General features: G+C 35.1%; 18 protein-coding genes. 9 read left to right on the top strand and 9 right to left on the bottom strand.

Annotation, left to right across the window (positions count from 1 at the left end; genetic code table 11):
* Positions 1 to 153 precede the first annotated feature (153 nt).
* The 3 genes from E0F89_RS00680 to E0F89_RS00670 all read left to right on the top strand — a co-directional run bounded on the left by E0F89_RS00680 (position 154) and on the right by E0F89_RS00670 (position 4,451).
* Positions 154 to 1,002 carry a class I SAM-dependent methyltransferase gene (locus E0F89_RS00680; RefSeq protein ID WP_131907947.1) on the top strand — a complete coding sequence of 283 codons (849 nt, stop codon included), beginning with the start codon at positions 154 to 156 and terminating at the stop codon, positions 1,000 to 1,002.
* Positions 1,003 to 1,246: 244 nt separating this feature from the next.
* The gene (locus tag E0F89_RS00675) at positions 1,247 to 1,813 is read left to right on the top strand and encodes an OmpH family outer membrane protein (protein WP_131907946.1); all 567 of its coding nucleotides are present in this window, start codon (positions 1,247 to 1,249) and stop codon (positions 1,811 to 1,813) included.
* A gap of 370 nt (positions 1,814 to 2,183) precedes the next feature.
* Positions 2,184 to 4,451 carry a helix-turn-helix domain-containing protein gene (locus E0F89_RS00670; RefSeq protein WP_131907945.1) on the top strand — a complete coding sequence of 756 codons (2,268 nt, stop codon included), beginning with the start codon at positions 2,184 to 2,186 and terminating at the stop codon, positions 4,449 to 4,451.
* A gap of 330 nt (positions 4,452 to 4,781) precedes the next feature.
* Here the strand turns inward: E0F89_RS00670 and E0F89_RS00665 are convergent, their stop codons facing one another.
* Positions 4,782 to 5,726 carry an HU domain-containing protein gene (locus tag E0F89_RS00665; RefSeq protein WP_131907944.1) on the bottom strand — a complete coding sequence of 315 codons (945 nt, stop codon included), beginning with the start codon at positions 5,724 to 5,726 and terminating at the stop codon, positions 4,782 to 4,784.
* Positions 5,727 to 5,928: 202 nt separating this feature from the next.
* On the opposite strand from E0F89_RS00665, the gene dprA reads away from it, so the two are divergent.
* Positions 5,929 to 7,029, top strand: coding sequence for a DNA-processing protein DprA (gene dprA / locus E0F89_RS00660; RefSeq protein ID WP_131907943.1), 1,101 nt, complete (start codon positions 5,929 to 5,931; stop codon positions 7,027 to 7,029).
* An 85-nt stretch (positions 7,030 to 7,114) separates the two neighbouring features.
* Here the strand turns inward: dprA and trpS are convergent, their stop codons facing one another.
* A complete protein-coding gene (trpS, locus tag E0F89_RS00655) occupies positions 7,115 to 8,089 on the bottom strand; it encodes a tryptophan--tRNA ligase (protein WP_131907942.1) in 975 nt (324 codons plus the stop codon).
* A 292-nt stretch (positions 8,090 to 8,381) separates the two neighbouring features.
* On the opposite strand from trpS, the gene E0F89_RS00650 reads away from it, so the two are divergent.
* Positions 8,382 to 9,149, top strand: coding sequence for a lysophospholipid acyltransferase family protein (locus E0F89_RS00650; RefSeq protein ID WP_131907941.1), 768 nt, complete (start codon positions 8,382 to 8,384; stop codon positions 9,147 to 9,149).
* Between the two features lie 49 nt (positions 9,150 to 9,198).
* Here E0F89_RS00650 and recA read toward each other — a convergent pair whose 3' ends face one another.
* The 4 genes from recA to E0F89_RS00630 all read right to left on the bottom strand — a co-directional run bounded on the left by recA (position 9,199) and on the right by E0F89_RS00630 (position 12,500).
* Complete coding sequence (gene recA / locus E0F89_RS00645; RefSeq protein ID WP_131908642.1) at positions 9,199 to 10,206, bottom strand: recombinase RecA; 1,008 nt, start codon at positions 10,204 to 10,206, stop codon at positions 9,199 to 9,201.
* 203 nt (positions 10,207 to 10,409) lie between these two features.
* A complete protein-coding gene (locus E0F89_RS00640) occupies positions 10,410 to 10,919 on the bottom strand; it encodes an acyl-CoA thioesterase (RefSeq protein ID WP_131907940.1) in 510 nt (169 codons plus the stop codon).
* Between the two features lie 44 nt (positions 10,920 to 10,963).
* The gene (locus E0F89_RS00635; protein WP_131907939.1) at positions 10,964 to 11,347 is read right to left on the bottom strand and encodes a DoxX family membrane protein; all 384 of its coding nucleotides are present in this window, start codon (positions 11,345 to 11,347) and stop codon (positions 10,964 to 10,966) included.
* A 4-nt stretch (positions 11,348 to 11,351) separates the two neighbouring features.
* Complete coding sequence (locus tag E0F89_RS00630) at positions 11,352 to 12,500, bottom strand: DNA polymerase III subunit (protein ID WP_131907938.1); 1,149 nt, start codon at positions 12,498 to 12,500, stop codon at positions 11,352 to 11,354.
* Between the two features lie 285 nt (positions 12,501 to 12,785).
* Here E0F89_RS00630 and E0F89_RS00625 point away from each other — a divergent pair, with 285 nt between their 5' ends.
* The 3 genes from E0F89_RS00625 to E0F89_RS00615 all read left to right on the top strand — a co-directional run bounded on the left by E0F89_RS00625 (position 12,786) and on the right by E0F89_RS00615 (position 15,624).
* On the top strand, positions 12,786 to 13,973 hold the full coding sequence (locus E0F89_RS00625; RefSeq protein WP_131907937.1) for a phosphoglycerate kinase: 1,188 nt from the start codon (positions 12,786 to 12,788) through the stop codon (positions 13,971 to 13,973).
* Between the two features lie 180 nt (positions 13,974 to 14,153).
* Positions 14,154 to 15,131, top strand: coding sequence for a DUF4837 family protein (locus E0F89_RS00620; protein WP_131907936.1), 978 nt, complete (start codon positions 14,154 to 14,156; stop codon positions 15,129 to 15,131).
* A 49-nt stretch (positions 15,132 to 15,180) separates the two neighbouring features.
* A complete protein-coding gene (locus tag E0F89_RS00615) occupies positions 15,181 to 15,624 on the top strand; it encodes a GNAT family N-acetyltransferase (RefSeq protein WP_131907935.1) in 444 nt (147 codons plus the stop codon).
* 2 nt (positions 15,625 to 15,626) lie between these two features.
* On the opposite strand, the gene E0F89_RS00610 is transcribed toward E0F89_RS00615, so the two are convergent.
* The 3 genes from E0F89_RS00610 to rnpA form a co-directional block, all read right to left on the bottom strand.
* Positions 15,627 to 16,433, bottom strand: a complete 807-nt coding sequence (locus E0F89_RS00610) for an OmpA family protein (RefSeq protein WP_131907934.1) — start codon at positions 16,431 to 16,433, stop codon at positions 15,627 to 15,629.
* Entirely contained in the window at positions 16,433 to 18,070 is a 1,638-nt protein-coding gene (locus tag E0F89_RS00605; protein WP_131907933.1) for a S41 family peptidase, read from the bottom strand. The genes E0F89_RS00610 and E0F89_RS00605 overlap by 1 nt, the downstream gene beginning before the upstream one ends.
* 107 nt (positions 18,071 to 18,177) lie before the next feature.
* Positions 18,178 to 18,591, bottom strand: a complete 414-nt coding sequence (gene rnpA, locus E0F89_RS00600) for a ribonuclease P protein component (RefSeq protein WP_131907932.1) — start codon at positions 18,589 to 18,591, stop codon at positions 18,178 to 18,180.
* Positions 18,592 to 18,716: 125 nt separating this feature from the next.
* Between rnpA and E0F89_RS00595 the strand changes: the two genes are divergently transcribed.
* Complete coding sequence (locus E0F89_RS00595; protein WP_131907931.1) at positions 18,717 to 19,451, top strand: lysophospholipid acyltransferase family protein; 735 nt, start codon at positions 18,717 to 18,719, stop codon at positions 19,449 to 19,451.
* Positions 19,452 to 19,460: the final 9 nt, after the last annotated feature.

The following is a 19,460-nucleotide window of genomic DNA, read 5'->3' as shown; positions in this document are numbered from 1 at the left end:
AACACTGAACACTAAAACTTGTTCCACGTGAAACTACGCTGTGAAGCGTTGCTATACTTGAATAATCACAAAAATAAATAATTAAGCCCTGATAGCATTTATTGGTGTTTTCAGGATTTAGTTTAAATTAAAATATATAAGCACTATTAATTAATGGATATTTCAAACCAACAGCCTTTTTTAACCGTTAAAGATTATTCTGTTTCTCAGGAAATTTTCGACTTATTCCATGACGAAAATTTAGACATGCTGATTACCTCTCCGCAACCCAACTTAGAAAATTTAGGGAATTACTATGAAAGCGTTGATTATATTTCGCACACGGATAGTAAACGGTCTTTATTTGAAAAAGCATATCATTTTGTAAAAACCATTGCGCTGAAAAACAAACTGAATTTAATCAATTCATTGCAACCGAACAAAGGAAGCATTCTAGACATTGGTGCGGGAACTGGAGATTTTTTATCTGTGGCCAAAGAAAACGGTTGGCACACGATAGGAGTGGAGCCAAGTGAAAAAGCAAAAGCAATTGCAAAAAAGAAAGGAGTTTCTTTTGTTGGACAAACCAGCGAATTAGACAATCATTCTTTTGATGTGATTTCGATGTGGCATGTTTTGGAACACGTTCCTAATTTGGAAAACCAAATCAAAGAATTGAAACGATTGTTAAAACCAGATGGAACTTTAATAATTGCTGTTCCAAATTTCAAATCTTTCGATGCAAAACATTATGGGAAGTTTTGGGCTGCTTATGATGTACCAATTCATTTTTGGCATTTCTCTAAAACGGCAATAAAAATGCTTTTCGAAAAAGAAGGAATGAAATTGGAAAAAGTGCTTCCTATGAAATTCGATTCTTTTTACGTCAGCTTACTTTCAGAAAAATACAAAACTGGTAAAATGAATTATATAAAAGCTTTTTTTGTTGGATTGCAGTCAAATTGGGAAGCGAAGAAGAATTTCGAATATTCGTCACACATTTATATCATAAAAAATAACTAAAAATCATTTTAAGCTCATTTAAGCTTGTTTTTTAATGTTCCCGAGGGTGAATGTCGAATTTTTAAACTAATCCGTTTATTTAAAAGATGTACAACTCACTTTTAATAGTCATAAATTATACATTCATAAATCACAATAATAAAATCTTATATCATAAAAAAGTAGCATTTTGTAAACTTTATGTCAATGCTACCTATTTTTTTATATTTTTGTCACCAATACTCAAAACTAGAAATTCATCAAAATGAAAAAAGCATTAGTAATTATCGCATTATCAATTTCAATTGTTGCTTGTAACAAACCAGCGGAAGCAGTTAAGGAAGTAAAAACAGCTTATGTTGACACTTCGGAATTAATGAAAGAATACACAGAGGCGAAAGACCTTGAAGCGAAATATAAAACAAAAGCAGAGGAAAAAGGAAGACAGTTAGATGCTGAAATCGCAAGATTTAAACAAGAGGCAGCTAGTTTTCAAGCTCAAGCACAAGCAAATGGCCAAGCATGGGCACAACAAAAAGGTGCTGAATTGCAAAAGAAAGAGCAGCAATTGAGCTATGCGCAACAAGCGTTGTCTCAAGAATTGCAGCAAGAAAGCGGAAAAGAAATGGATTCTTTAGTAAGTGGCGTGAAAAAATTCATCAAAGCCTACGGTAAGGAAAAAGGATATGCATACATCTACGGTACAGGCGATGCAGCTTCAATTCTTTACGCTGAGGACAAATTTGATATCACAAAAGAAATCATCAAAGGTTTGAACGACAAATACAAAGCACCTGCTAAAACGGAAGAAAAAGCAGAAGCTAAAAAATAATTTTTTTACTATTAATTCAAAAAATTGCCTTCGTCTATAATTAGATTGGAGGCATTTTTTTTGAAGCTATTTACTTCGTCAGTTCGCTTCGCTCGTGTCGCGCTATCCGCTGTAAACGAAGTTCACTGAACTCCAATTAAAATATAAGTATAGTGAAGTAATCTCTCGTTTAGCAAGTGTTTTTTCTTACCAATAAAAGTAGCTTCCGTTGGTCGCTCTTTTCGGGCTAGAAAAAAATCATTTTCTAAACTACGAGGATTTCCGCTGCTATCGGGGCTAATATGCAGTCGAATTATAAGCGTAATTATTTTTCAGTTATTCCAATAATGTTGCTAATTTTCAATACTTTAGCTTTATATATACACGCCTCATGCAAACAATTTCAGAAGCCGCCGCTTATACCTTACGATTCATCAACCAAACCCAAAGATCCGTTTTCCTTACCGGGAAAGCAGGAACGGGTAAAACCACCCTTTTACGGGAAATTATTCAAACTACGCACAAGAATACTGTTGTGGTCGCACCCACGGGAATTGCGGCGCTTAATGCCGGTGGAGTTACGATTCACTCCATGTTTCAGTTGCCGTTTGGAGGATTTATTCCGGATAATTCCTCGCCACAATTTTCTGAAAGCACCAAATTTGAAACCAAAGCTACGTTGCGCAGGCATTTTAAAATGAGCGGTTTGAAGAAATCCGTGATTCGCAATATGGAATTGTTGATTATCGATGAAGTGAGTATGCTTCGCGCAGATTTGCTGGACGCAATGGATTATATGATGCAATCGGTACGTAAAAGAAATACTCCTTTTGGCGGTGTTCAAGTTTTGTATATTGGCGATTTATTGCAACTGCCACCGGTAATCCGAGACGAAGAATGGCGAACACTCAAAACGTATTACAAAGGAAAGTTTTTTTTCCATTCGCACGTTGTGCAGCAAAATCCACCGCTATACATTGAATTATCCAAGATTTTTCGCCAGACGGACGACACGTTTATTTCGGTTTTGAATAATCTTCGGAATAATGAGATTTCGCAGCAAGATATTCTAACCTTAAACCAATACGTAAAACCCGATTTTGATTTAAAAGCAAATAAAGGGTATATCACATTAACCACCCATAACAACAAAGCCGATTCTATGAATGCGCAGGCTTTGGAAGATCTGGAAGGAAAGCTAGTGGTTTATAAACCAGAGATTACTGGGGATTTTCCGGACAAGATATTTCCCGTGGAACAACAATTAAAATTGAAAATCGGCGCGCAAATCATGTTTGTAAAAAATGATTTGTCATTTGATAAAAACTATTTCAACGGTAAAATGGGCATTATCAAATCGCTTTCGGACAAGGAAATCTTGGTTCATTTTCCGGAAGAAAACAAAACCATAGAAGTTGAAAAATACGAATGGCAAAACATCCGCTACAAAGTAGATCAAACCACCAAGGAAATTGAAGAAGAAGTTTTGGGAACTTTTGTGCATTATCCCATCAAATTGGCGTGGGCGATTACGGTTCATAAAAGCCAGGGATTGACTTTTGATAAAGCTGCGCTCGATGTTTCGCAAGTTTTTCTTCCGGGACAGGCTTATGTCGCATTATCGCGTTTGCGTTCTTTAGAAGGGCTAATTTTGCTCTCTCCATTGCGTATGAATGGCATTTCAAACGATCAGGATGTGATGGATTATTCATTAAACAAAGCCTCGGATTCGTTTTTAGAGAATGCCTTGCATTTTGAAACCAAGAATTTCATACATAACTATTTAATAAACACATTCGATTGGAGTGATTTGGCTCAGGAATGGCGGAATCATAAATTCAGTTACAACGAAAAATCAGAAATTTCAGAAAAAGCCAAACATGCGGTTTGGGCCAAAAAACAAACGGAAATAATCGAACAGCTTTTGGATCCATCCAAAAAATTCATATCGCAATTGAATAAGCTTTTTGGTCAGGAAACAGTCGATTTGAATCATGTTTCGGAACGCATTCAAGCGGCTCTCAGTTATTTTTATAAGCCAATGGATGATTTGGTTTTTGAAATACTTTGGAAAATTGAAGAAGTAAAACGCATCAAAAAAGTAAAAGCGTTTTATGATGAATTAATCGTGCTGGAGGAATTGCAAACCAAAGCCGTTTTGCGCTTAATGAAGGCCAAATTATTGATAGAAACTGTTGTTGCGGGCGAAACCATTTCTAAAGAGAAATTGACATCTTCAGATATAAAAAATTACATCATACGAAAAACAGAAGCCATACAAAGTCAATTTAAGCAGTTAAATATAACCTTGATTGATGATGATAATGATATTGAACGCTACACTTCAAAAAAATCAAAAACAGCGGCACCTAAGAAATCAACGATTCAGGAAACCTATGAATTGTGGGTAGAAAAGAAATCAATCACGGATATTGCGACCATCAGAGTGCTGACGAAACAAACGATTTACTCGCATTTTGTGAAATTGATTCAGACGAAAGCAGTATCCATTTCAGAAGTTTTACCTGAGGATAAAATACAGGATTTAGCAACTGCTTTTGCCGGATACAAAGAAGAATCACTCAATGCCTTGATGGAAAAAAACGGTCGTAAATTCTCGTGGGAAGAAGCTAGGATGTACAAAGCCAGTTTGAATTAGAAATTTTAAAAATTACATGATTATTTTTTTGTCATAAACAATGAGGTTTAGAGGCTAAGAGTTTTTGTTTTAAAAATAATCATTAATTACCCAAATCAATTTAGATGCCTTTATTCTTAAATTTTACAAAAGAAATTAAAATATTTAAATAGATCAAAGCGAATTCTCTTAGCCTCTAAAACTCATTGTTTACGTATTAAATCGTTTTGTTAGTTAAAATAATTTTTGTGATTTCGAATTTTATATAGAAATATTTAGTCTTATTTTAGTTTTATTAATAAGGTGTTGTGAACTAAAAAACCCTATTCGGTAAGAATAGGGTTTCTGTTATTATAGTGATTGAATCAATATCCAAGCCTCGGGATTGTGTTTTTTCTGAATTTCTTCTTTTGCTTTTTCTGCTTCTGCGATTGTTGCGTAACTGCCATAGATCACCGGTAAAAAACCATTTTTGTTGGGAGCAATTCGTTTAGCATCATATCCTAAACGAGTTAGGATTCGAAGTGTTTTATTAGCATTTTTTTCTTCTCGGTACACTCCAGCCATAATGTGGTATGGCATTTTCATTTCCTTATCGGATTTTACAGAAAGTGTAACAGCAGGAATCGGACTTTCGATGAAGAAAGTGGCTTGCTGAATTTTATTTTGTACTTGTTTTTGAACGGCAGTTTCAACAAGAATCGTTTCTGAGGCGATTTGGTTTTGGTACATTGGATAACCAACACTTCCTGCAATTCCCAATCCTAATACAAAAATAGCGGCATATTTTAAATATGGATTCGCTGTTCTTGTTTCAGGAACCATTGTGATAGTTGCTTTTTCTTCGATTGCTTCTATTTCTTTTTCGAAGATTTCTCTTTTTACAAGTGGTGAAACAAAAGGAGCCAACCCAAAAGAACTGGTTAAATAATTCGTTTGGTCGTATGGAGTGAAAACGATGTTTTTATCTGCGTTCAAGCGAAGATCACCTATATTTTTTATAGAAAAAAGTTCATTTTCTTCCAATGCTTTTTTCCAAGTAAAAACTTCATATTGAATCGCACTTACAGCATATTCATAAGAAGTTTTCTCTGCTAACGCAATATGATTGGCTAATAAACCATCATTGTTTTTCAAATTAGCATTGAAGGAAATCATTTTCTTTGGAGGAGAAAATGAATTCGAGCTTTCGTTTAGTTTAGCCGATTGAATTTCGGTCAAAAAAGCTCCAAAACCCGGAACGGTTACACATTGGTAACGGTATAATAGCTGCGCGATGTAAAGTTCGATTTTCATATTTACAAAGTTATACAACCAAAATAGTTATCAAAATTTTATCCACAATTTTTATTAACAATCCGCTTAAAATTTTATACATTTCAGTTTCAAAGAGTTACTTTTTCGAATGCAGATCAAAAATTGTACTCAAAAGAGTGATTTAATCATTCAATGCAAGAAGATTTTTTTAAAAAAAGAATTACTAATACATCAATTTAGTATGAAAGAACAGGATTTATTATATTTATTGGCATTGCAAAGAATAGAGGGAGTTGGCGATATTATGGCCAAAAAACTCCTCGCACATTTTGGATCTGCAGAAGCTGTTTTTAATACAAAAGCATCACAAGTCGCTGCCATTGATGGAGTAGGATCTGTTTTGTTAAAAAATTTGAAAGACAAATCGGTTTTCGAAAAAGCAACTCAGGAACTGGAATTTATAAAAGCGAATGAAATTAATGTAGTTTATTTTCAGGACGAAGGTTATCCGGAACGGTTGAAACACTGTATTGACGGACCACTTTTATTATTCACAGCTGGTAATATCAATTTAAAAAATAGAAAAATTATCAGCATTGTAGGAACGCGCCAAATTACCTCGTACGGAACGGAATTTTGCAGAAAACTGATTGAAGATTTGGCTCCACTTGATCCCATAATCGTAAGCGGTTTTGCGTATGGTGTCGATATTGTGGCGCATCAATTGGCAATGGAAAATAATTTACAGACTATAGGCGTCCTCGCTCATGGACTCAACCAAATATACCCCAAAACCCATAAGAAATATGTGGCCAAAGTCGAGCAGAACGGTGGTTTCATGACCGAATTTTGGAGTTCCTCAAATCCGGATAAAGAAAATTTCGTTCGTAGAAATAGAATCGTTGCCGGAATGTCTGAAGCGACAATCGTAATTGAATCAGCAGATAGAGGCGGATCGTTGATTACTGCAAATATGGCCAATGATTATAACCGTGATGTTTTTGCAGTTCCGGGACGCGTTACGGATAAGTTCAGCCAGGGTTGCAACAATCTGATAAAAACCCAAAAAGCAAATGTCCTGACCAGTGCCGCAGATTTGATTTATATTTTGAATTGGGATATTCAGAAGGAATCCAAATCCGTACAGAAACAATTGTTTGTAAGCTTAGATGATGACGAACAAAAAGTGTATGACTACCTGCTGAAAACCGGGAAAGAACTGATGGATATTATTGCCCTTCGTTGTGATTTTCCTATTTATAGAATCTCAGGAATGCTGTTAAATATGGAACTGAAAGGCGTGATTCGGCCTTTGCCGGGGAAATTGTTTGAGGCGATTTGATTTTTACCATATAAGTCATATAAGTTTTCGTGAAGTATTAAACTTAAAAAATATTACATGACTTATATGTTTTAAAAATAGATTTTTACACCTCAAATCCTAATTTTTCTCTCACTCTTGCCAAAACACCATTAGCAACAACTCCTGCTTTTTCGGCTCCTTTCTTGAGTAAAGCATCAACTTCAGGAAGGTTGTTCATGTAATAATTGTATTTCTCTCTCTCTGTTTTGAAGGTTTCGGTTATCAATTCAAACAGGGCTTGTTTGGCGTGACCGTAACCGTAATTTCCACCCAGATAATTGGCAGTCATTGTGGCTATTTGTTCTTCATTTGCCAGTAATTTATAAATAGCAAACGCATTACAGGTTTCAGGATTTTTAGGATCTTCCAGTGGCGTGCTGTCGGTTTCTATGCTCATAACCTGTTTGCGTAAGGCTTTGTCCTCCAGAAAAATATTGATAATGTTATTCGCAGATTTACTCATTTTTCCGCCATTTGTTCCCGGAATCAGCATACTGTCTTCCTGAATTTTGGCTTCGGGAAGTACAAACGTTTCTCCCATCTGATGGTTGAAACGGGACGCTACATCACGAGTGATTTCAACGTGTTGCAATTGGTCTTTTCCAACAGGAACGAATTGGGCATCGTATAATAAAATATCGGCAGCCATCAGCATTGGATACGAAAACAAACCAGCGTTTACGTCTTCCAGCCTGTCTGCTTTATCTTTGAATGAATGCGCTAAGGTCAAGCGTTGAAAAGGAAAAAAACAGCTTAAATACCATGATAATTCCGCTGTTTGCGGCACGTCCGATTGTCTGTAGAAAACTACTTTATCTACATTCAAACCACAGGCAAGCCAAGCCGCTGCGGTGCTGTAAGTATTTGTTCGTAAGGTTTCACCGTTTTTTATTTGCGTTATCGAGTGCAAATCGGCAATGAAAAGAAACGATTCGTTTTCAGGTTTATTTGATAAGGCTATTGCGGGAATGATTGCGCCAAGTAAGTTTCCTAAATGTGGTGTTCCGGTACTTTGAACGCCTGTAAGTATTTTTGCCATTATTATTTTTAACTTTTAACTTTTTACCGCAAAGGTTGCGAAGTTTTTCGCAAAGTTCGCAAAGTTTTTTATTTTTCACCGCAAATTCGAAAATTTTAAGAACCAATTTGTTCGAAAATGCATCAGCAAAGTTTATTATAACCTGATAAGTCATTTAAGTCAATAAAGCTTTGATGATTAAAAGGAGAAGTTATAATTGAGTAGTAACTTAAAAACTTATATGACTTATATGTTGAAAAACGCAAGAATATTTTTTACTCATCATAACTTATGATTTCTTACTTTTGGACTTATGAGAGGATTAAAAATTATATTTTGGACACTTTGGCGCGTATGGTTTTATATTTTGATGGCCATTCCCATACTGGTTATGTTTCCTTTTTTAGTGCTTTCCATTTTGACTGAAAGCGGCTATCCTTATTTTTTTAAGATGGCTCGAATTTGGGCGAAATTCATTCTTTTCGGAATGGGGTTTTATTATAAAATAGAAAAAAACCAAGAAATGGAAGGCCAAAAAAGTTATATGATTGTGGCCAATCATACTTCTATGGCCGATATTATGCTGATGCTTGCCCTGACCAGAAATCCGTTTGTTTTTGTGGGTAAAAAAGAATTGTCAAAGATTCCGTTGTTTGGGTTTTTCTATAAAAGAACCTGTATTTTAGTCGACAGAAGTTCTTCAAAAAGCAGAATGGAAGTCTTTAATCGTGCTCAAAAAAGAATTAATCAAGGGTTGAGCATTTGTATTTTCCCCGAGGGCGGAGTTCCAAATGATGAAGCGGTATTATTAGATACTTTTAAAGATGGTGCTTTTCGTTTGGCAATAGATCATGAAATACCGATTGTTCCCATCACTTTTGCAGACAATAAAAAAAGATTTTCTTATACTTTTTTCAGTGGTAGCCCGGGTTTGATGAGGGTCAAAATGCATACTCATGTGGAAACAATGGGAAAAAAAGGGGAAGACAGAAAAGAAATACGGGAAGAAGTACGAGACATCATTTATTGTCAATTACAGGAATTTGAAAGTACTAAGGATGAAAATAAGTTTGCTTTTTAATACTCTATTATAAAAAAAAGAGTTCACCGCGGTGAACTCTTTTTTCGTTTTATGCTTCTGCTAATTCTTTTATTCTGGCTTTAATTTTTTGTTCAAGCTCATCGGCTAATTCAGGATTGTCTTTTATTAAAGATTTCACAGCATCACGTCCTTGTCCTAATTTGGTTTCACCATAACTAAACCAAGATCCCGCTTTTTTGATGATTTCAAATTCTACGGCAAGATCTAAAATCTCTCCGGTTTTTGAAATACCTTCCCCGTACATGATGTCAAATTCAGCGATTTTGAAAGGCGGAGCCACTTTGTTTTTCACCACTTTTACTTTGGTTCTGTTTCCAAGTACGTTATCACCATCTTTAATTTGTGTAGAACGACGAATGTCTAAACGTACCGAAGCGTAAAATTTCAGTGCATTTCCCCCAGTTGTAGTTTCCGGATTTCCAAACATTACTCCAATTTTTTCTCTCAATTGATTGATAAAGAAAACCGTACAATGAGTTTTGCTGATTGTTCCTGTCAATTTACGCAATGCCTGAGACATTAAACGAGCATGTAATCCCATTTTAGAATCTCCCATTTCACCTTCGATCTCACTTTTTGGAGTCAGAGCAGCAACTGAGTCAATTACAACAATATCAATTGCACCTGAACGAATCAAGTTTTCAGCAATTTCTAATGCTTGCTCCCCGTTATCAGGTTGAGAAATGATTAGATTTTCAATATCTACACCCAATTTCTCAGCATAATTTCTGTCGAAAGCATGTTCAGCATCAATAAATGCTGCAATTCCGCCTGCTTTTTGAGCTTCAGCAATTGCATGAAGTGTCAAAGTTGTTTTACCGGATGATTCCGGACCGTATATTTCAATAATCCTTCCTCTTGGATACCCACCAACTCCCAAGGCTAAATCGATTCCCAAAGATCCGGAAGATATAGTTTCTACTTCCTCAATGGCTTTGTCACCCATTTTCATCACAGTACCTTTTCCGTAGGTTTTATCTAATTTGTCTAGCGTAAGTTGTAACGCTTTTAATTTAGCTTCTTTCTCTGTACTCATCTTTTCTTTTACCTTTTCTTTCATCTATTTGTATTATTTTTTATAATTGTAAAAAACTGACAGGATGAATAATTTCCCTGAAAATTTTAATTAAAGTAATATATCTTTTCGTAAAAATACTTCTTTTTTTGATGTGAATTTTCTCTTTCGAAAATATTTTCAACTCTTATTTTGTAGTCAAAGCCAATAAAATATTTTCATTTTTACAGAAACAAAGCTTTCAATTCAGTAGCGTCATGAGGATTCATTTTCCCGGCCAAAACCAAACTCAGTTGCTTGCGGCGTAGCGCGGCATCAAAACGCTGTTGTTCGAGTTCTGTTTCCGGAACAATTTGCGGAACTTCCACAGGTCTTCCGGTGTCATCTACCGCTACAAAAGTATAAATAGCTTCATTAGCTTTAGTTTTATTGCCAGATTCACGGTCTTCAACCCAGATGTCTATAAATATTTCCATAGAGCTCTTGAAAGCTCTGGAAACTTTAGCTTCTACAGTAACCACACTTCCCAGAGGAATAGCTCTGTTAAAAGCCACGTGATTTACAGATGCCGTAACTACAATTCTTCTGGAGTGTCTTCTTGCCGCGATGCTTGCCGCGCGATCCATGCGGGCTAATAATTCACCGCCAAAAAGATTATTCAAAGGATTAGTTTCGCTTGGCAAAACCAAATCGGTTAGTGTCGTTAAAGATTCGGAAGGATGTTTTGGAGTCATTTTTTATATAAAAGTAAGTTCTGTTTTTTAATGTGGATTGTATTTTAGTTTAACCAATAAACGGCCAATATCGCTGGTATAAAATAAATAACAATAGTTCTGGCACCATCATAATCTTTGGCCATTCGTTGTCCGAAAAGCAACATCAATAGAGTTACGCAAGAAAAAACTGCGCCGTAAAAACCAAAAATTCTTCCGTTGTTTACAATTAATTCGATACAGCCAACAACGCACAAAATACCAGATATTAATTCTAAAATTAAAATATTGAGCAAAGCTAATGGGACTTGGTTTTTTAATGGGGTTTGTGAAAAATGTCCTTTTAACCAATCGACATTGTCTTTCCAATGAAACAGTTTGTCGTAACCGGATTGAAGAAAAGTGATGGCCAGAAAAATCAATATTAAAATAGAAGTAATGTTGTTCATGTTTTTATTTTTTGTGAATTAAACGGGTAAGTTTGATTGATAAATCGGTTAAAATTATTTTAGCATTTCCATTGCGTTCAATGTGATACATCGCGTCCGAAAGCTCCTTAAAGATATCATTTATATTATTGCCATTGACAAAGGGCGCAAAATTCTCGAGTTTGAATTTCTCCACTTGTGGTTCGATATAAACTAAACTTGGACTTTGATAATTCAGCAACAATGCCTGACGGAACATATCAATACAAAAATGTAAAAACTTCTTTTGAGTTTCTCTTCCCAAACCGGCTATTTGCTCGCTCCATTGGATCAAATCTTGAATTGCCGCGGCATTTCCTTTGGCTCTAAAAGCGGCACGAACCCAATCGACAAACCATTTTTCAAAAAAAACAGATTCGCTGTCCGGCTGCAATAGCTGCAGTGCTTTATTATAATTTCCTTGTGCCTGGTGCGCTATTTTTACCGCTGTTTTAGATTCAATATTTTCTCTTGAGACCAAAGCCTCGGCAATAATTTTTTCGGGTAAAGCATTAAAATGTAAAACCTGACAACGGGAACGAATCGTTTGAATGATATCTTCCTCGTTTTCAGAAATCAGGATAAAGACGGTTTTATCAGTGGGCTCTTCCAGTAACTTCAATAGTTTATTGGAAGCGGCAGTGTTTAATTTATCCGCCATCCAAATGATCATTACTTTATATCCGCCTTCAAAGGATTTTAAAGACAAAGATTTTAGGATTTCCTGCGCATCGTCGACTCTGATTTCGCCCTGTTTGTTCTTAACGCCAAGCATTTGATACCATTCAAACAAGCTTCCGTAAAGGTTTTCGCTTAAAAACTGTCTCCATTCTGTGATGAAATCAATGCTTTTTGGCTTTGTCTTTACCTCTTCAGTGCTTACGGTCGGGTAAATAAAATGCAAATCCGGATGCGAAATTTTATTAAATTTAAGGTTACACGCTTCGTTTGAACCGGAGTTCTCGGCGTTTTGATTGCTGCAAATAATATATTGTGCATAAGCAATCGCCATTGGTAAAGTACCGCTACCTTCGGGACCAACGAACAATTGTGCGTGAGGAATTCGGCCCAGATTAGCACTTTTTGTCAAATGACTTTTGATATATTCCTGACCTAAAATTTCTGAAAATTGCATAAAGCAAAGATAGAAGAAAATGGTTGAGTCTAAAATTTTCAGTTGCAAAGTTTTGCAGTATGAATCTTCAAATTGACAGCGGGATTAAGATGATTTTTCACCATTTAATTTAACATTTTTCAGAATTGGATGCAGTAATACTTATAAAATGACAGCATTTTTTATTAATTTACATCGATTTCGGTGCTAAAAACGGGATTTATTTGATTTGATCAAATTTATTAATAATCTAAAAGTTCTATATTTGTTATCATTTCGAAAATAAACAAACTAAAAATAGACCTAATGAAAACTTTAAACGATTTTGATTTCAAAAATAAAAAAGCCATAATCCGCGTAGATTTCAACGTGCCTTTAGATGAAAATTTTAACGTAACGGATGCCACTCGAATCGAAGCGGCAAAACCTACCATTGACGCGATTCTTGCTCAAGGTGGAAGCGTAATTTTGATGTCACATCTAGGCAGACCAAAAGGAGTTGAAAGCAACTACTCACTGAAACATATCTTAGAAACTACTTCGGAAGTACTTGGAAAACCAGTTCAATTTGCAGCAGATTCTATCGGTTCAGAAGCTAAAGAAGCGGCTGAAAAATTAAAACCTGGAGAAATTTTATTGTTAGAAAATTTACGTTTTCACAGCGAGGAAGAAGCGGGAGATGTTGCTTTTGCAAAAGAACTGGCGTCACTTGGCGATATTTATGTGAATGACGCATTTGGAACGGCGCACAGAGCACATGCTTCAACGACAATTATTGCTCAGTTTTTTCCAACTGAAAAATGTTTCGGATTGTTATTGGCTAAAGAAATTGAAAGCTTGAATAAAGTATTAAAAAACAGTGAAAAACCGGTAACAGCCGTTCTTGGCGGATCTAAAGTTTCTTCTAAAATCACGGTTATCGAGAATATTCTGGACAAAGTGGATCACATGATTATTGGAGGCGGAATGACATTTACTTTCGTGAAAGCATTAGGCGGGAAAATTGGGGATTCTATATGTGAAGATGACAAACAAGAATTGGCTTTAGAAATCTTGAAATTGGCTAAAGAAAAAGGAGTTCAAATCCACATTCCTGTCGATGTTGTCGCGGCTAATGCATTTTCAAATGATGCTGAAACGCAAATTGTTGATGTTAATAAAATTCCAGACGGATGGCAAGGTTTGGACGCAGGTCCAAAATCATTGGCAAATTTTGAAAAAGTAATTATGGAGTCTAAAACGATTCTTTGGAACGGACCGTTAGGCGTTTTTGAAATGGAAAATTTTGCAAACGGAACAATTTCTTTGGGTAAATATATTGCAGCTTCTACAGAAAACGGCGCATTCTCTCTTGTAGGTGGCGGTGATTCCGTTGCTGCGGTAAAACAATTTGGTCTGGAAGACAAAATGAGTTACGTTTCAACCGGTGGAGGTGCCATGCTGGAAATGCTTGAAGGAAAAGTATTGCCGGGAATTGCAGCCATCTTGGAATAATTACAGTTTACAAACTTCAGCTGATTTAAAACAACGAAATAATTTATATGTTCGCAATTTCAAACCTTAAAAATGGAATGATATTCGCGGGTGGAATAGTAAACCCGGAATGAAGCTAAAAATACACAGATAATACAATAAACTTCTATAAATTTGGGTTTTAATTCATAATTAAATATAATGAATAAAGCCCATTTTTTATTTCTTTTCATTTCCTTCGTATTCTTTTCATGTGAAAAGAAAAGTGACAATTCACCTCGAAAAACAGCTGGAAAAATTAATACAATCTCCGTTATTATTGATGATCAGTTGTGGAATGGCGAAGTGGGAGACAGCGTTCGAAATAAGTTTGCTTCACCAGTTATCGGTTTACCTCAGGAGGAACCTCTTTTTACCATAAATCAATATCCGACTAAGCTTTTGGAAGGTTTCATGACCGATAACAGAACAATTGTTGTAATAAAAAAAGGAGTTGAAAATAAGTTCGAAATCAAGAAAAATCAATATGCATCACCACAAAATGTGTTTCATATTTCTGGAAAAACAGGCGCCGATATTATAAAAAGTTTCGAGGAAAATGCTCCTGAAATGATTCAGATAATCAAAAAGATGGAATTAGCCGAAAGCCAGAGGATTAACAGCCAATCGCTGCTGAATCCAAAAGTTATTGCCAACAAATTTCGTATTTCATTAAAAATTCCTTCGTCTTATGCTTTCGTACTTCAAAAGAGTAAATTCATCTGGCTGAAAAAGGAAATAAGTGGCGGAAACACAAGTCTGTTAATTTATGAAGTTCCAATAAGTTCGGTCAAAATGGATTCAAATTTGATTACCAGCATTACTAAAATGCGAGATTCAATAGGTGATTTATATATTAGCGGTAGGGAACCAAATTCTAAAATGATTACTGAAGAGGCTTATGCGCCGTATCTTTTCAAAATCAAATTGAACGAGAAAGAAACCTATGAAACTAAAGGAACTTGGGAGTTGAAAAATGATTTTATGACAGGACCTTTTATTAATTATGCTATTGTAGATAAGGAAAATAAAAGAATTCTGGTTTTGGAGGGTTTTTGTTATGCGCCTTCAAAAGAAAAACGAGATCTTATGCATGAATTAGAATCCATTATAAAATCTGTAATAGTTTTGAAAAACTGATTTTTATTTTCTTTAATTTGCATTCTATAAATAGTATAAAAACCGCACGATGTTAAAATGGAGTATAAAGCCTTTTGAGGCACTTTCTGTTCATGAACTATATGATTTGTTACGATTACGAAGTGAAATATTTGTAGTGGAGCAAAACTGTGTTTATCTTGATCTTGACGGCAAGGATAAAGTGGCTCTGCATCTTTTTGGAGAATTTGAAGGTAAAATTGTCGCTCATGCCAGACTATTTAAAGCTGGAATTAGTTTTGATAATTCGTCTATTGGCAGGGTGGTAGTTGATGCGAATTACCGTGATAAAAAATGGGGTCATGAATTAATGCGTGAAGCTATTGCTGGTGTTTTGCTTCATTTTGGCGAAAGCCAAATAACCATTGGAGCCCAATTGTATTTAAAAAAGTTCTATGAAAGCCATGGTTTTGTTCAAATAAGCGAAATGTATTTAGAGGATGATATCCCGCATATTGAGATGAAACGTGAATAAAACTATAATTTAGTTATCAGAAATTCAACTCGCCGGTCTAATTCTTCCCCTAGACCTGAAGGGAATTTGTTCCCGCATCCTACATATTTCATCCGTAAGCTGCTTATTCCTTTAGAAACCAAGTATTTATAGGTGTTTTTGGCGCGATTTACAGAGAGTTTTCGTTCCCGGGAATCTTTGTCTATGGCATCGTCATAATAACTCGGAGTACAGCAGACATGGCCTTTAATCTCGAATTCTAACGATTTCTGTTTCTGCAAAAGAACCACAATCTTGTCTAATTCTTGCTTCGATTTTTCAGTTAATTTGCTGCTTCCAAGGGGAAACAGGATTTTTTCAAGGTAAATACGATCGCCTACCTTATGATTATCCTGAAATGAATTGTAAATGCCGTTACCAAAACTATTTTTCTTAACAAGAAACAAATCAACACGTCTGTTTTTGGAACGGGTTTCAGATAAACCTTCTACAGCGTCATTTTTCAAAATCACACGACCTTTACCCTCGACGATGACAATTTTGTTTTGATTGAATCCATTCGACACAAGTATGTTTTGAACTGTTTTTACGCGATTTTTTGATAGTGTGTAATTGTATTCATTGTCGCCTCGATCATCACAATACCCGTAAATCTGAATGGATTCGAATTTTGTTGTATCCGCATTCTTGATGAAATCAACTATAGTTTTTATTTGATTTTCATAAAGAGTGAATTTGTCAAATTCAAAATATACCGTTTCCACAGGTTTTCCCTGAGCAAATAAGCAGCTCGAAAAAACAAGCAGTAACAGATGAAAAGATTTTTTCATTATATTTTCAAAATAGTTTTATACTCATTACTATTTTCTAGAATATTGACCGATTTCTTAACTTCTAAATTGTTTTTTATATAATAGCGATATAATCCTTCCTGATATTGATACCGTTTAATAATTTCGTCCAAAATAAGATTCTTGATTTCTTTCTGGCTTTTATCCAATAATGAATTTTCACTTTTTTGAAGAGCTGAAAGAAGCTGTTGATATTCTGCCACGATAGATTCGTCAATTTTTTCTTTTTTGGCGATAACCAAAGTGTTTTTCAAAGCCAGTTCTGTTTCAGTATCAAATGAGAATTTTTGGACTTTCAAAAATTGTTTGAAATCTTGAAAATCAGCATCAGTAATAGTTGGGATGCGGTCACCTAAATCTGGATTTTTATAATAATAAGTGGTAACATAATTAAAAATGCCATCATTTCTGATCAGAGCGTTAGTTATAGCGCTTGATTTTGTTTCTTCAAGCTCCACATCAGGTTGAATTCCTCCGCCGTCATAAACGGTTCTTCCTTTTCTGGTTTTAAAGGCAGTGTAATTCTTCTCGTCCGTTTTTACAGCTTTTCCGTTGCTGTCTTTTTTGCTGTAATCTAACGCTTGGATACACCTTCCGGAAGGTGTATAGTATCTGGAAATGGTTACTTTTAGTTGCGTTCCATAAGTTAAATCGACAGGTCTTTGTACCAGGCCTTTTCCAAAACTTCTGCTTCCCACTACAATTGCACGGTCTAAGTCCTGCAGCGCTCCTGCCACAATTTCTGAAGCCGAAGCACTTCTTCCGTTTACAATAATAATTAACGGAATGGTTGTGTCAATAGGATCTCTGGTTGTTTTATAAGTGTTATTGTGTTTTTCTATCTTTGATTTTGTGGTCACTATAATTTCATTTTTAGGAACAAAGAGATTGCAAATATTGACGGCTTCATTCAAAAGCCCGCCCGGATTGTCTCTTAAATCTAATATAATTCGTTCAGCACCTTCTTTTTTTAATTGTTCCAAAGCTTCTTTGGTTTCTAAAGCTGCTTTTTTATTAAATTGGGACAAAACAATGTATCCGGTTTTGTCATCAACTTTTGCGAAAAAGGGAACCGATTTGATTTCGACTTCATCAAGAGTGATTTGCGTAGTTCTAACTTTTCCCTGGCGAAGGAATTTAATGTCAATTTTAGTGTTTTTTACCCCTTTGAAAAGTTGTGAAGCCTCTTCTCTGAAATCAGATAAAACCACATCACCTATTTGAGTAATTTCGTCGCCCGCTTTGAGACCGGCTTTGTCTGCAGGAAAATTTTTGTAGGCTTCCTTGACTATCAATTTGTCTTCTTTGCGAGTCAATAAGGCTCCTATTCCGGTATATTCTCCGGTGTTATTTATCTTGAATCGCACCACATCCTGCTCATTAAAATAAACAGTGTAAGGATCTAAACTGACTAACATTCCCTTGATGGCTTTATCCATTAAGTCACCCGGATTCGTTTCATCAACATAATTTTTATTTAATTCTTTAAAAAGTGTTGTGAAAATTTCTATTTGCTTTGCAATTTCAAAAAAATCGTCTTTGAAGCTAACCCCAATAAAGAGAAATGCCGATGCGGCAATGGGTAGTATAAATTTTTTTTTGAAAAAAGATTTCATTGTTTTAATTAACTAGATTTTAGGCCACTAAAATAAGAATAAATAGTCAATAATAATTAAACTAATGCTTATAAAGGCGGTACCGTATTATTTGCTTAAAGGAAAAACTACCTATTTTTTAAATCGACATTGTTTTCTGGTAAACTGTTTTTAATGTTTTGTTGCAAAAATTTCTCAAATAATTGAATGGTTTTGGTATTAATTTCTTCGTATGACAATCGATCCTTCGTCTGGTAAAAAAACATAAAAGCATAAGGTCGATCTAAATTGTCAATCAACAGGTGTTTGTTCAGACGATAAGTTTCACGCAGTACACGTTTGAAATAATTGCGGTCTACGGCTTTCTTGAAATTCTTTTTGGAAACCGAAACTCCCATTTTTATTTTTTCACTTTCGTCAAAAGAACCGGCTTTATAAACCAATCGCAATGGATATTTGGATACTGATTTCCCTTCGGTAAACAATAATCCAATGGTTATTTTACTTTTTAGCTTTTCGTTTTTTGGGTATTTAAAGTTCATTTTAATAGAAAAAAGACATATATTTTGACTTGCAAAGTTACGATTAAACGTTGAGCCTGTATATTGTTTCGGATTTAAATACCGCTAAAAATATTATTCTTACTTTTGTGACAAATTTTTAAAGCATGCAAAAACTGATTTCGTATCCCATTTCCGTAATTTATTATTTATTTTTCGGTCTTACATTGCTTATTTTTCATCCAATTCAATGGGTTTGTTTCCATGTTTTTGGCTATCAAGCCCATAAAATAAGTGTCGACTATTTGAATTTTTTCTTATTGAAATGCACGAATCTTTTGGGAACAACGTACAAATTTGAAAACATAGAAAGCATTCCTAAAAACGTGCCTTTAATTTTTGTTTCGAATCATCAAAGTATGTACGATATTATTGCAATGATTTGGTTTTTCCGCCGATTTCATTGTAAATTTGTTAGTAAAATAGAGCTAGGAAGCGGTATTCCAAGTGTTTCTTTTAATTTACGTCATGGAGGATCTGTTCTTATTGACCGAAAAGATCCCAAGCAGGCTATTCCGGCCATCAAAGGTTTAGGAGAATATATTGAAAAACACAATCGTGCGGCAGTTATTTTTCCGGAAGGAACACGAAGCAAGACCGGAAAGCCAAAAGAGTTCTCCCAAACGGGACTTAAAATCTTATGTAAGAACGCACCTTCGGCATATGTGGTTCCAGTAAGTATAAACAACTCTTGGAAAATAGTTAAATACGGGTTTTTCCCGCTAGGTTTAGGAAATCGCCTTACCTTTGTAGTACATAAACCGTTCGCGGTTAAGGATACTGATTTTGCTGATTTAATGGAAAAAACAGAAGCAGCAGTAGTTCAAGGAATAAAAATTTAATTTATATAT

Source organism: Flavobacterium caseinilyticum, assembly GCF_004349085.1.
GTDB classification, from domain to species: Bacteria; Bacteroidota; Bacteroidia; order Flavobacteriales; family Flavobacteriaceae; genus Flavobacterium; species Flavobacterium caseinilyticum.
This window is presented reverse-complemented; position numbering and strand designations above follow the sequence as displayed.